This is a genomic window from Sulfurimonas sp., from assembly GCF_047622445.1.
Lineage (GTDB): Bacteria > Campylobacterota > Campylobacteria > Campylobacterales > Sulfurimonadaceae > Sulfurimonas.
The window spans coordinates 1-13,591 of sequence record NZ_JBLHOE010000081.1 but is presented as its reverse complement, the minus strand read 5'-3'; the positions used below and the strand labels follow the sequence as shown (position 1 = coordinate 13,591).

15 protein-coding genes are annotated in these 13,591 nt (G+C 33.0%); 3 read left to right on the top strand and 12 right to left on the bottom strand.

Annotated features, from left to right (window positions below; genetic code table 11):
* Positions 1–559, bottom strand: a 559-nt coding sequence (gene ytpR, locus ACI9TV_RS14395) for a YtpR family tRNA-binding protein (protein WP_415251517.1), incomplete at its 3' end; no start/stop codon positions are given.
* Positions 556–1,548: a phenylalanine--tRNA ligase subunit alpha gene (gene pheS, locus ACI9TV_RS14390; RefSeq protein ID WP_415251516.1), complete on the bottom strand. Its 993-nt coding sequence runs from the start codon at positions 1,546–1,548 to the stop codon at positions 556–558. The genes ytpR and pheS, both read right to left, overlap by 4 nt.
* 122 nt (positions 1,549–1,670) lie before the next feature.
* Here pheS and ACI9TV_RS14385 point away from each other — a divergent pair, with 122 nt between their 5' ends.
* Entirely contained in the window at positions 1,671–2,027 is a 357-nt protein-coding gene (locus tag ACI9TV_RS14385) for a histidine triad nucleotide-binding protein (RefSeq protein ID WP_415251515.1), read from the top strand.
* A 14-nt stretch (positions 2,028–2,041) separates the two neighbouring features.
* Positions 2,042–3,208 carry a transglycosylase SLT domain-containing protein gene (locus tag ACI9TV_RS14380; RefSeq protein ID WP_415251514.1) on the top strand — a complete coding sequence of 389 codons (1,167 nt, stop codon included), beginning with the start codon at positions 2,042–2,044 and terminating at the stop codon, positions 3,206–3,208.
* A gap of 253 nt (positions 3,209–3,461) precedes the next feature.
* Here ACI9TV_RS14380 and ACI9TV_RS14375 read toward each other — a convergent pair whose 3' ends face one another.
* Together ACI9TV_RS14375 and argH are read right to left on the bottom strand one after the other, a co-directional pair.
* Positions 3,462–3,926 carry an OsmC family protein gene (locus tag ACI9TV_RS14375; protein WP_415251513.1) on the bottom strand — a complete coding sequence of 155 codons (465 nt, stop codon included), beginning with the start codon at positions 3,924–3,926 and terminating at the stop codon, positions 3,462–3,464.
* Positions 3,927–3,932: 6 nt separating this feature from the next.
* Positions 3,933–5,312 carry an argininosuccinate lyase gene (argH, locus tag ACI9TV_RS14370; protein ID WP_415251512.1) on the bottom strand — a complete coding sequence of 460 codons (1,380 nt, stop codon included), beginning with the start codon at positions 5,310–5,312 and terminating at the stop codon, positions 3,933–3,935.
* 80 nt (positions 5,313–5,392) lie between these two features.
* Between argH and ACI9TV_RS14365 the strand changes: the two genes are divergently transcribed.
* Entirely contained in the window at positions 5,393–5,614 is a 222-nt protein-coding gene (locus ACI9TV_RS14365) for a hypothetical protein (protein WP_415251511.1), read from the top strand.
* A gap of 90 nt (positions 5,615–5,704) precedes the next feature.
* On the opposite strand, the gene ACI9TV_RS14360 is transcribed toward ACI9TV_RS14365, so the two are convergent.
* The 8 genes from ACI9TV_RS14360 to ACI9TV_RS14325 all read right to left on the bottom strand — a co-directional run.
* On the bottom strand, positions 5,705–7,519 hold the full coding sequence (locus ACI9TV_RS14360) for a menaquinone biosynthesis decarboxylase (RefSeq protein WP_415251510.1): 1,815 nt from the start codon (positions 7,517–7,519) through the stop codon (positions 5,705–5,707).
* 3 nt (positions 7,520–7,522) lie between these two features.
* Positions 7,523–8,482 (bottom strand): hydroxymethylbilane synthase, encoded by a 960-nt coding sequence (hemC, locus tag ACI9TV_RS14355; RefSeq protein ID WP_415251509.1) that lies wholly within the window; start codon positions 8,480–8,482, stop codon positions 7,523–7,525.
* 4 nt (positions 8,483–8,486) lie between these two features.
* Positions 8,487–9,311, bottom strand: coding sequence for a DsbA family protein (locus ACI9TV_RS14350; protein ID WP_415251508.1), 825 nt, complete (start codon positions 9,309–9,311; stop codon positions 8,487–8,489).
* Entirely contained in the window at positions 9,274–9,705 is a 432-nt protein-coding gene (locus ACI9TV_RS14345; RefSeq protein ID WP_415251507.1) for an FxsA family protein, read from the bottom strand. Before ACI9TV_RS14345 ends, ACI9TV_RS14350 begins: the two co-directional genes overlap by 38 nt.
* Before the next feature lies 1 nt (position 9,706).
* Positions 9,707–11,020: a proline--tRNA ligase gene (gene proS / locus ACI9TV_RS14340; protein WP_415251506.1), complete on the bottom strand. Its 1,314-nt coding sequence runs from the start codon at positions 11,018–11,020 to the stop codon at positions 9,707–9,709.
* Complete coding sequence (gene hemA, locus ACI9TV_RS14335; protein ID WP_415251505.1) at positions 11,017–12,297, bottom strand: glutamyl-tRNA reductase; 1,281 nt, start codon at positions 12,295–12,297, stop codon at positions 11,017–11,019. The genes proS and hemA overlap by 4 nt, the downstream gene beginning before the upstream one ends.
* The gene (locus ACI9TV_RS14330; protein WP_415251504.1) at positions 12,297–13,184 is read right to left on the bottom strand and encodes a polyprenyl synthetase family protein; all 888 of its coding nucleotides are present in this window, start codon (positions 13,182–13,184) and stop codon (positions 12,297–12,299) included. The genes hemA and ACI9TV_RS14330 overlap by 1 nt, the downstream gene beginning before the upstream one ends.
* 24 nt (positions 13,185–13,208) lie before the next feature.
* The coding region (locus ACI9TV_RS14325; RefSeq protein ID WP_415251503.1) for a hypothetical protein at positions 13,209–13,591 on the bottom strand (383 nt) is incomplete at its 5' end.

Below are 13,591 nucleotides of genomic sequence, written 5' to 3'. Positions count from 1 at the left end.
TGTCGTATGCAGCAGCAAGATCTCTTGCGACCCCACGAATACTTAAACAATCACCACGGTTCGCAGTAAGTTCAATCTCTATAATATCATCAGAAAAAACTTCGCTTTTATATACTTCTTCACCGAGTTTGAATTTACCTATACTAGAATCTAATTCTATAATTCCAGGACAAAAATCAGGCATACCAATTTCTGAAGCGGAACAAATCATACCCTCAGAGTCAACGCCACGAAGTTTTACAGGCTTAATAGTTAAACCATTAGACATAACAGCACCAATAGTAGCAACTACGACATCAAGCCCTTCTCTTACATTTGAAGCACCACATACAATTTGACGTGTACTTGAACCAATATCTACTAAACAAACATTTAATTTATCAGCATCAGGGTGCTTTTCACACTCTAAAACACGACCAAAGACTACTTTCTTTGGAATGTCGTACGAAACTAAAGAATCTACTTCTAACCCAATTGAGTTAAAAGTTTTACATAAGTCTTCAGTAGTAATCCCTTTTAAGTCTATCCACTCATTTAACCAAGATCTTGTAACTATCATTGAAACTGCTCCAACAATTTAATATCTCCCTCAAAAAGTGATCTCAAATCACCAATTTGATGTATAAGCATTGCAAATCGCTCAACACCTAAACCAAAAGCGTAACCACTTACATTTTTGTATTTTACTGCTTCAAAAACATTTGGATCAACGATTCCACATCCTAAAACTTCTAACCATCCAGTTTTAGAGCATACACGACATCCTTTACCTGCACAAAATACGCAAGAGATATCTACTTCAGCAGATGGCTCAGTAAAAGGGAAAAATGATGGACGAAAACGCACTTCAATATCTCCAAACATATGCTTAAGGAAATCTTCTAAGATATACTTTAAATTTGCAAAAGAAACTTTTCCCTCTTCCTCAACTAAAAGACCTTCAACCTGATGAAACATTGGTGTGTGTGTTAAGTCATAATCTCTTCTAAATACAGCACCAGGAGCAATCATACGAATTGGAGGCTTTGTATTCATCATAGTTCTTATTTGAACTGGTGAAGTATGTGTACGGAGTAAAAACTCATCTTTAAAATAAAACGTATCTTGCATATCACGGGCTGGATGGTATTTAGGAAGGTTTAATGCTTCAAAATTGTTAAAATCATCTTCAACCATATTTCCAGTTTTTACTGCAAAATTCATTGATGCAAAATATTCAACTATTTTGTCCATAGTTTCCATTACTGGGTGAAGTGCACCAGCCTCTGAACTTGTACTAAAAAGAGAGACATCAATTGCTTCTGCCTTCATCGCAATTTGTAGTTCTTGTGTTTGTAGCGTAATTTTCTTAGCAGTAAACTCATTCATAAGTGTACTTTTATACGTGTTTAAATCTTTTGCTATTTGAGCTTTTTCTTCATTAGGAGCTGTTTTCATTTTAGCAAACTCTGCAGCTAAAACACCCTTTTTACCAAACACTGAAATACGTATCTCTTCGAGTACTTCAACACTCTGTGCTTCTTTAATTTTATCGTACCATTCTTTCAATAAATTCACCATAATTATAAAATTTTAATTTAGATTATATTTAATTTTTCATTACAAAGAGCTTTCGCTTATTTTTCTATGCTACAATATTGATATATACTTAAGAAATAAAGGAAATAATCATGTGTCTATTTTGTAAAATTACAAACAAAGAAATCCCATCAAATATTATCTTAGAAGATGAAAACTATTTGGCATTTCACGATATTAATCCCAAGGCTCCCGTACATATTTTGGCTATTCCAAAAGTTCATGTTGATAGTTTTCATGAACTTAGCCCAGAGATTATGACTGGAATGACAAGCTTTATTCAAGAAATTGCAAGAAAAACAAGTATTGATAAAAGTGGTTACAGGGTTATTACAAACATTGGTGAAAACGGCGGACAAGAAGTTGGACATTTACATTTTCACATTTTAGGTGGAACAAAACTTAAATGGGGTCATTTTGCTGATGCAGATCCTAAAGGTCTTTTTTAACATAAAGGACTCTTATGTTAAAGATTGTACTCTCAACTACTTTATTATGCTCGCTTGCGTTGGCGTTAGATAAAGTAGATTCAATAGAAAGTTTAAAAAATGAATTTATACAATACCAATCCTCTCAAGCTATCCATTTCAAAAACTATGAAAAAATGCACTTTGATGCCATTAAGCAATATAAAAAAGATCTCTCCACTGTCTGGGATGAACCTACCTTAACAACAAAAAATACTATCGTTTCTTATGCCCCAGATAAAAGAACGAGAACGAATATTGATTTTAAAAATGAAGAAATTTTTATCCAAACTTTTGCTAAAACACCCAAAGAAGCTACTCTAAAACTAAAACTAGCTCTTGCTAAAGCGGTAACAATTGATACAAAATCATTGTTTAACAATGATCCTCTTCAAAAGAAATTATCAACTATTAGAAAACAAAATAAAATGGCAACTTCACTCGTAAATGCAAAACCAATTTTATCCCCTATAATATTTTCAAAGCCTCCTACAAAAAAGAGTGTACGAATCTATGTAGATAAACACATTAAGTATAAAAATATAAAAGTTATTAAGTCTAAAAAAGTCAAACATTCTCGTATTTATACAACACGGGTTAAAATGCCTAGTAATACGATTCTTAAAAGATCTAAAATTTATTATGAAACAATCAAGAAAGAATCTCGCAGACAAAATATCCCTATGCCTTTAGTTTTTGCAGTTATTCACTCTGAGAGTAGTTTTAATCCCTTAGCAAAGTCTCATGTTCCAGCTTTTGGATTGATGCAGATTGTAGCTCACAGTGCTGGTCGTGATGCATATAAATATCTGTATAACAAAAATAGATTAGTATCTAGTTCTTACCTTTACAACTCTAAGAACAATATAAAAATGGGTACGGCATATCTACATATTTTGTATTACAAATATTTAAAATATATTAAGAATGAAGACTCCAAGCTTTACTGCACAATTGCTGCATATAACACTGGTGCTGGTAATGTAGCGTGGGCATTTACAAAAAATAATGATGTGAAATCAGCAGCTAAAATTATTAATACTATGAATTCAAATGCTGTTTACAATTATCTTATCAAGAATTTAAAATATGATGAACCTAAATACTATTTGCAAAAAGTTATTTCAAGAATGCCAATTTACAACAGACTTTATGGAGTTTAGAATATGCTTTTAGAATTTTCACCCCATTCTCGTCTTGATGAAGTACTAAACTCATACGCTAAAACCATTAAGATACCACTAGCCAATAAAACACTTGCCATTTCAATCATCATAAATCCTTTTCTTGTATTTATAATATTATATGTGAAATTTAAGGAGAGGATTAATTCTATGACAGATTGTCATAAAATTAAAAGTTTTGTGTAGTCAAAAGCCTATCGAAATTAATTAATATAGAAGTATGAAGTTATTTTTAACTTGGGCAAGACTCTATTTCGCCCATGTCTATACTTGTTCCGGTACCTGAAATCATTTCTTCATTCTCTTTAATAAGCTTTCCGTTATGCGCTACAGAATAGGTAATCTTCGTAGTATTACGAATAGTATTAATTGTTGAACAATATGTCTCTAATGAAGCCATAACCCATCGTCCAGCAGTTATATCATCTGCATCGGAATTAAAGCTGTACGTCAAATGAAGTGTATTGAACTTACATGGGTGTGCTTCATTTCTATTTACTTCACCATCTACAACTAGGTCAGTTACAGTCTTATCTTGGTTTTTCGGCATCAATACTATATCTGTAGCTGTACAGTTAATAATTCCTGCTAAAAAATACTCTATTGGTGAAATAACTGGACAGTCAATAATAAAACTACTTTTAGCAGTCTTAGCCTCAAATTTCATTCCATCTAAATGTGATATTGTTACTTTCATTTTTGTCTAATCCTTTAAATAGTTTTTAAAATATTCTAATTGTTCTTGTGTTCTTACACTAGCTGTACCGCCAGCTGAAGTTCTAGCATTCATCGAATGTCTTAAGCCTAGATATTCTATCACATCTTCATTTATACGCTCATCTATTTCTTTTAAATATTTAAAATCCATCTTAGACAAATCTATATTGATTTCTTCACCCTTCGCTACAGCACGACCTGTAATAAAGTGTGCTTCACGGAAAGGTATATCACACTTTTCAACTAAATAATCAGCTAAGTCTGTTGCTGATAAATGTCCAATAGCACATGCACTTTCCATATTGTGTGCTTTTACTTCCATAGTTTTTAAAGCTTCTTTTAAAATCTCTAAAGAAATTTCAGCAGTCTCAACTGCATCAAATACACCCTCTTTATCTTCTTGAGTGTCTTTGTTATATGCTAAAGGAAGACCTTTCATAACAGTAAGAAGTCCCATTAGTGAACCATAAACACGACCTGTTTTCCCACGTAAAAGTTCAGGAACATCAGGATTTTTCTTTTGTGGCATGATTGAAGAACCAGTTGAATATTCATCACTAAGTTCTACAAAACCAAATTCATATGAAGACCACATAACTATCTCTTCACTTAATCTAGAAATGTGCATCATCATTGTTGAAATATTAAATAAAATCTCTAATGCAAAATCCCTATCACTCACAGTATCTAAACAGTTTACACTTACAGAGTCAAAACCTAAAATTTCAGCTGTCATATCACGGTCTACTGCATGTGGTGTTCCAGCTAATGCTGCACAACCAAGTGGTGAAACATTATTTCTTTGTGCAGAACTTTCAAATCTCTCTATGTCACGTTTAAACATTGCTAAATATGCCGCGAGATGAAAAGCAAAGTTAATTGGCTGAGCATGTTGCAAATGTGTCATACCAGGAATTAATGTCTGTGTATGCTTATCAGCAATAACAACTATTTCATTCATTAAGAATTTGAGTGCTGAAACAATATCTCCATTTTTACGAATGACGTAACGTCTAAAGTCAACAGCTACCTGATCATTTCTACTTCTAGCAGTATGCAGTTTCTTTCCAGCATCGCCAATAATTGCAGTTAATCTTTTTTCAATTCCCATATGTAAATCTTCATCGGAGATTTTCCACTCAAATTCTCCAGATTCAATCTCTTGCATAACTTGATTCAACCCATCGGTAATTTGACGAAGTTCTTCAGTGTTTAAAATACCTTGCTTTGTAAGCATTGCAGCATGTGCAAGAGAGCCTTCTATATCTTCACGATATAATTTTCTATCATACATTATTGACGCATTAAACTGATCCAAAAGAGTAGATGCACTTGCAGAAAATCTGCCTGACCACATTTTATCCATAAAAATATTCCTTAGGTTATATTAAAAATTTTAGTATTTTATCTAAAAAAAGCTTTATGAGAGTTAGCATACAAAACCATATGCTGGTAGTTATTTATTCGCAGGCTGGAATATTTCCAGTATCAGATGCATATTCTAAAAAAAAGTCACTAAAGTGGCCAATACTTCGTCTAAACTTATTAGAATTAAAATACTTCATAGAAGATACAGCTTCCTTAGATTATTCATACAATACATCAGCATTTATAATTTTTCAGTTACAAATACTAATTTTAGCATGGCAAGAAAGACATTTTTCTTGAAGTATTCTTGGCCTTTATAGACGCTTGCCTGGACAGTGAGCAAGAATAGAATAAATAAAGATAACACATTATCATTTAGTATAATTAGCTTTAAAGCTGGTACTTCTCATAAAGCTTATCTTCAAAATCCCAAATGCCTCTTTGCTTTAAAGATTCTATTACACTTGGTGTGCAATCAACATCATCTGGCCACTCACGCGTAAATCCATCAAGTTTATTTTTATTTGTACCGTCTACCCCAACCATTAACCCAGAAGTGTAAATATCTCTCCCAGCATCAATATTATTTGTAACTCTCCACACTAACATATATGGATTAAAGAGGTCATTTTTTGTAGCATCTACAAATACAACTATTCTCATATACTCATTTAAAGGTGTTAACGTTTCAAAATACTCTTTTGCTGAGGCAGTCTTATTTACAGATATTACAGTTATAGGGTTTTTTGTTCGTGTCATGTATTGATGAAGACTCACAACATCTGGAACAAATGCTTGTACTTCTTCTAAAAGTTGATCATCATACATAAAGCTTGGGGCATCTATTTTATGTGCTGCTGTCACATCAATACCTAGTTTCCCACCAACTAAGGTCTCTGGTGAAGAATGATCAAGGGCATCTAAAATACCCTCCGTAATAAACATACATTTTGGTGTAAATCTATTTAAAATATAAGTACTTAAAGCTTCATAATTTTCTAAGCTTGGTGCTTTATCATCTACAAAGATTGCATGTTTGACAAAACTCATTTGCCCTACACCCCAAAAAGCATGCATAAATTGTTTAGCATGCCCTTTGTAAAGAGTTTTCATTTTTGCCAAAATAAGGTTATGAAATCCAGCATTCTCTGGCATATGGTAATCAGTTAAATCTGGAGTTGTTGTTTTTAAAAGTGGAAAAAATATCTTCCCTGTTGCCCAACCCATGTACTTATCTTCTAAAGGTGGCTTTCCAACTACTGTTGCTAAAAATACCTTGTCTTTTTTGCTTGTAATAGCGGAAACTTCCATAACTGGATAAGGTTCTTCTAGTGTGTAGTACCCCGTGTGATCCCCAAAAGGGCCTTCTACTTTGAGTTTTTCAGTATCTACCCAACCCTCTATAACATAATCAACATCGGTTGGAATATATAATGGTGTGGTCAATGACTTCACCAATTTTGCTGGTTTTTTTGTAATAAGTCCATACATAAGTAATTCATTTACCCCATATGGTAAAGGAGCTGTTGCACACCACGTATAAAGTGGGTTTCCACCAATAGCAATACTAACTGGCATTTTCTTTCCCGCTTCTTGGTACTGATCAAAGAAGTGTGAGCTATCTTTATGGATTTGCCAATGCATACCTAAGTGGTTTTTATCATATACTTGTAATCTATACATTCCAAGATTAACCATTTCTCCATCAAAACTTTGTGTGTATACTTGTCCCATAGTAATAAATGGACCACCGTCTTGTTCCCATGTAGTTAGAACTGGTAAATCGTAAAGGTTTATATCTTCATTTAAAGAGATAACTTCTTGACACTCGCCTTTACCTGATAAACGTTTTGGAAAAATATTTTTCATCGAATATAACTGAGAAGCCATAGAGATTTTTTCTACAAGTCCTTTTGGTGGCTTCATATGAAGAAGAGATGTTATCTCATCTGCAATAGACTCAACTGTTCTGCCAAAAAGTAATTCACATCTTCTATATGAACCAAATATATTCATAAGCACTGGCTCTTTAAATTTTTTTCCTGTTTTTTTATCTACAACATTTTCAAAAAGTAATGCTTTACCTCCATCTTTTTTCTTGACTTCAGCATATGCAATATGTGGAATTTCTAGATATATATCAAGTTCATCTTTTATAACACGTAATTCATTATTTTTTTCTAAAAGTTTTATAGCTGTCTTCATTAATTATAGTCTTTGTGGCATTTCATCTTTAAATGCACTTTCTTCTGCACGTTTAAGTAAATCCATTGCGCCATTATCTATCATTTTTTTAGCCATTTGGGCTCCTAAACCTCTACCCTTAAATATATTGCATGTCATTACTTCTTGCATAATATTTGTTCCATTAGGGTAACCAATCATAGTCCTAAAAACTATATTTTCTCCATCGACAACAGCATTACAAGCAACAGGAGCAGAACACCCTGCTCCTATTTTAGATATAAATTCTCTCTCAATTTTTGTACAAATGAAAGTATTTGGATCATTCAAGCTAATTGCAATTTCACGTAATTTTTTATTTTTACTTACTATTTCAATTCCTAAAGCAGCCTGACCCATTGGGGGAATCATCATGTCAAGTGAGAGTTTTTGAGTATGTGGTATATCTTTAAGTAAATCTAATCTTTTTAGTCCTATGTAAGCCAGTATAATTGCATCATACTGACCTTCAGAGAGTTTTCTGAGTCTTGTGTTTACATTTCCACGTAAATCTTTTACCTTCAAGTCTGGACGTTGTTGTAAAAGCTGCATTCTTCTTCTCAAACTTGTAGTTCCAACAACTGCACCTTGAGGTAAGGATTCAAGGTTTTCATACTTATGAGATAAAAATACATCACTTTGATCTTGTCTTTGTGTTACAGAAGCAAGTTCTAAACCTTTTGGGATATAAGTTGGAACATCTTTTAAACTGTGAACGGCGATATGTGCTTCACCACGAAGCATTGCATCTTCAAGTTCTTTAGTAAAGTGACCTTTTCCACCAATAAGGGCAAGTGGTTTATCTAAAACTTTATCACCATTGCTTACAATTTTATTGAGTTGGACTTTTATTTCAGGAAATGACTTTTCTATTCTATCTTTAATGTGATACGCTTGCCAAAGCGCTAAATCAGATACTCTCGTTGCAATAACTAATGTATCCATTATACTACTTTACCTTTTCGTATAAACGTTTTGTTCTATCTAGTTTACCATCAAGAAATACTGTTGGTGTACCAGCAACTAAAAGATCAGCTGCAATTTTCAAGTCACTTTTATAGTGCGCTTGCACTTCAGGAGTTCTCAGGTCAGATGGCTCAATATCAGTTCCCATTTTTCTATTAAATACATCTAATATCTTTCTTACATCCCTTTCTTTTGGGTCTATTTTTAAGTTGTACATTCTCAGAGCTACATTTTTAATACCCTTAATTTCCGCTGCAATCGCTGCTTGTGTAATTTCTACTGCCGCTGGGTGCATTCCTGCAAGTGGAAAATGATAATAATAAATTGCAAATTTTTCAGGTTGTTTTTTCATCTCTTCAATTGCTTTTGGTACAAATGTAGAACAAAATGGACAAAGTGGATCTGAGAAAATTGCTACCTTGTATTTTGCATTTTTCTTTCCATAAATAAGATTGTCATTTTTATAGTAAGCATCTTTAAATGTTGGGTTAATCTCATTTTTAAGAGATTCTCCAGTACTAAGACTAGTAAGCTCTTTTGTAATAACATTCCCATCTGTAAACCAAACCATTTTTTGACGTACGGCTCTATCCTGTGGTTTTGCTTTTAGCGTTGCATCTACGCTAACAATTACTGCATTCCAACTAGGCATAGAAGGAACTCCCATTCTTTCTGTAACTTTAACTTTTAAGTTTACAATTGCTGGATTTTCTTTAAATTTTTCACTTAAAAACTGCTCAATTTTTGCATTTTGATTTGCACTTACAACACTACTTAATAGAACTGTTGTCGCTAATAATTTCAACATCGATAACATCGGAATCCTTTTTAATATGATTTGGCTCATTTTCATAAGCTTTATATTCGTTTGATTTTACCCCATAACGGTTAACAATCATAGACGTAATTACAGAAAATTGCATAATAATTCCTATAATATCCGTTAAAAAACCTGGAACAATCAGTAAAATTGCTCCAAAGAGTGTAAATAGGTTTAATTTTTGAAACTGATTTAGATCTATGGTGTTACGTGAAACAGCCGCCATATTCTCAACCAAAGTAGCTCTAAAGTTTACTAATATAGATACACCTATAAAAGCTGAAAGCATAATCTCAATAAATGTTAAAAGACCACCAAGTGATGATGATATATTTACAGAAACGAGTACTTCAAGAAAAAGATAGAAAAGAAAATACTTCATTCTAAAGCAAATCCATTAATGATGTAAAAACTTCATCTACTCCAACTGCAATCTTTTGTGTGGTTTTTCTATCATAAATTTGGACCTGTCCATTTGCTAACTCTTTTCCAATAATTACAGTGTAAGGAAATCCAATCAGTTCAGCATCTTTCATTTTAAAACCAAATCTATCTTTTCTATCATCTAAAATCACTTCTACATTTGCATCTTGAAGTTGCGTATACAACTTATCTCCAAGTTCATTTTGCTCAGCATCTTTAATGTTTGAAACCATAACATTTACCATGTACGGTGCAGTCTCTTTTGTCCAAATACACCCATTTTCATCATGATTTTGCTCAATAACTGATGCTACAAGACGACTTACACCTATTCCAAATGTTGCCATTTCAAATGCGCGTGGTTTTCCACCTTCGTCATTAAATTTTGCTTCTAAAGCTGAAGAGTATTTATCTCCAAGTTGGAAGATATGTCCAACTTCTATCCCTTTTTTGAAGCTTAGAGAATCATGTGCTTTACAATCAGGACAATCTTTACCAATATAATGTGATTGTAATTCTTCATAAGATTTTTCATTTAAATCATCAATTATTTCTTGAGTTTCAAACATTGTTTCGATATTTGCACCATAGTCACAAGATTCACATACAACAATAGTATCTTCACCACTATCAGCAAGCACATGAAACTCTTTAGAATCATCTCCACCAATAGCACCAGAATCAGCTTGTACGACTCTAAAGTCAAGCCCTAGTCTTGTAAAAATCTTTTTATATGTCTCTTCCATAAGATTAAATTCTCGAACCATATCTTCTTTTGAAGAATGAAAAGAATAGGCATCTTTCATTAAGAATTCACGACCACGGAGTAGTCCATATCTCGGTCTCGCTTCATCACGAAATTTTGTATTTATCTGGTATAGATTTACAGGTAAATCTTTGTAAGAATTTACACGGTTTTTCACTAATTCAACCATTGCTTCTTCATTTGTAGGGCTAAGTACAAAATCTGCATCATTACGATCTTGTATACGAAGCATTTCTTTACCCATTGTCTCAGCTCTACCACTTTTTTCCCATAAAGATATTGGTGTTATAAATGAAAGTTGTACTTCTTGACATCCTGCCTTATCTAATTCTTCTTTAACGATTCTACGAATCTTCTCAAGTACAATTTTTCCCAAAGGTAAGAAATTGTACAACCCTGCCCCTTGTTGGTTTATAAAACCACCTCGAACTAAAAACTGGTGTGATGGGAGTGTTGCATCAGATGGTGCCTCTTTTGTTGTCGGTATAAAAGCTCTACTTCTTCTCAATTTAGTCCTTTTGTATTTTCTGGTCTTCTTGGTTTTTCTTTGTCGATACTGTCTGAAAAGATATGCATCATTTGTGTTGTAAGGGCATGTCCTGACTCATCCGATGAGTTTCTCATACTTGATGTCATATCGTGTAAAAATCTTTTTATTGCTTGTTCACACATCTTTTTAGCTTCTTTCTCATATTCACTCGGTATGAAACCTTTATCCATTACTCTTGCTGTCTCATGTGCAGCTGCTTTGTAAGCTTTTTGGTATATCTCTTTTATCACAGGTTCAATATCAAGACTAGCTAAAGACTCAAAAAAAGTAACTATTTCTCGTCCTATTATCCCCTGAGCTGCACGTGCTGATTTTTCTCTTAATCCTCTATTTTCATCTACTATTAACTTTAAATTATCTATTGCAAAAAGATGGATATCGCCTCTATCAAAAGATTCTATATCTCTTGGAAGTGCTAAATCAAACCAGTATCTTTCAAAATTACATAAGTCAACCATCTCATATGTTATAATCGGAATAGGTGACGAAGTTGCTGTAAACAATATTTCAAACTCATTAATTAAATTTGGCAACTCTTCAAAGCCTACAATTTTTGCGCCACAAGTAGATGCCAATTCTTCAGCTTTATGCTTAGTTCTATTCGTAATATAAACATCAGCGCCAGCAGAAAGTAAATGTTTTGCTGTGATTTCTGACATTTCACCAATACCAATAACAAGAGCTTTTTTATCTTTTAAATCAACTAATGACTTAATTTGTGAAACTGCCACACTTGCAATTGAAACTGGCTTAGAAGATATATCTGTCGCATTTCTTACTTTTGCCGCACATTTAAAAGCACTTTTCATTGTACGTGCTAGTTTTTTAGAGCAATATCCATTATCGTGGGCAAATCGAAAAGCATCTTTTAATTGTCCAGCAATTTGCGTTTCCCCAATAACCATAGAATCAAGTGATGATGCTACACTAAAAACATGATGAATAGCACTACTGTCATCAAAAATATCAGCATGGCTTTCTAATTCTTCTCTAATAATTCCCGATCTTTTACTTAGTATGTTTAAAATATACTCTGTAGCTTTTTGCACATCATTACATGAACATAGGACTTCCATCCTGTTGCATGTTGAGATGAGCATTGCCTCATTTACACTTTCAGATATATTGAGCTTTTTTAAACACCCGTGCATATCACTTTCATTCGGATAAGATAATTTTTCACGTATATCAATACTCGAATTTTTATGTGAGAAGCTAATAGCTAAATAATGCATTAATAACTTCTTTTTATCATAGTTTCTAAGATTGACACAAGTGCTTGATCATCTTTTACAGCTTGCATAGCTTCATTAGATAACTTTTGTGCTAGTAAAAATGACTTTTCAATACACTTATGTTCATTCATCATATCTTTAATCCAGATCTCTTCTGATAGATCAATTTTTTTTGCGTGTGAACCTGATAATCTTTTTTTATCCTCTTCTGAGAGTGCCTCATATAAATGGATATAAGGAAGAGTACACTTTCCTTCAACAAAATCATTCATTGCTGGTTTTCCAAGTGTTGCTGAATCTGAAGTGATATCTAAAATATCATCAATAATTTGAAAAGACAAGCCTAAGTTTTTTCCATATACACCATATTTTTGTGAGTCCTTCCCAATGAGTAAAGCTGACGCGATAGCAGCAGATTCAATAAGAGTTGCAGTTTTAAGGTAGAGCATATCAAGATACTTAGATTCATCAAAGTTAAATGCATCTGCCATCTTCACATCCATCATTTCACCCTTAGAGAGTGCTGTGACAGAAGATGCTACAACTTTAGCAATCTTTGGGTCAAATGAAACTAACTCAGTAAATGCTTTAGAGTATAAAATATCTCCTAACATTACAGCAGTTTTACTTCCATCTGTTGCATTTACAGAAGCTATACCTCGTCTCGTCAGTGCATCATCAATTACATCATCATGTAAAAGGCTTGCTGCATGAATTAGTTCTATAATAGCAGCGAGTAAGGGTGCCTCATCATGCTCTGAAGCTATTTTCAATATCAGCTTTGCACGAAGTCTTTTACCACCCGATAAGCTCTCAAAAAGACGAGTTACCTCATCATAGTCTATCTCTTTGATTAGTCTTGCAATCTCATTCTCTACTCTTTGCATTCTCTTTCTTTACCTTATTCTTGTTTATTTGTCTTCTAAGTGTTCTAGACTAACTTGAGACCCTTTATCTGATAAAAAGAGTTTAAAGATAGCCTTATCAATACTAAAGTCATATTCTATAAATTTAATCAAAACATATGGTAAGTTATTAAAACCTTGACCTTTTGGTTTAAGATCAACTCGAATACTACGTCTATTTTGTTTTGCATATAAAACATGCTGTGCAACTATTCTATCATAAGACCTTAGTATAACTAAAGTACTGTTAGAGTACAAAGTCCATCTAAATTTAAATAGCTTTTCACTTTTATCATATTTTACAAGAAATTTTTTATGTTCATCTTTAGAAAGTTTTACTGTTTCAATGTATCTATACTCATTAGCTGAGAGGTAGACCACATTCATAA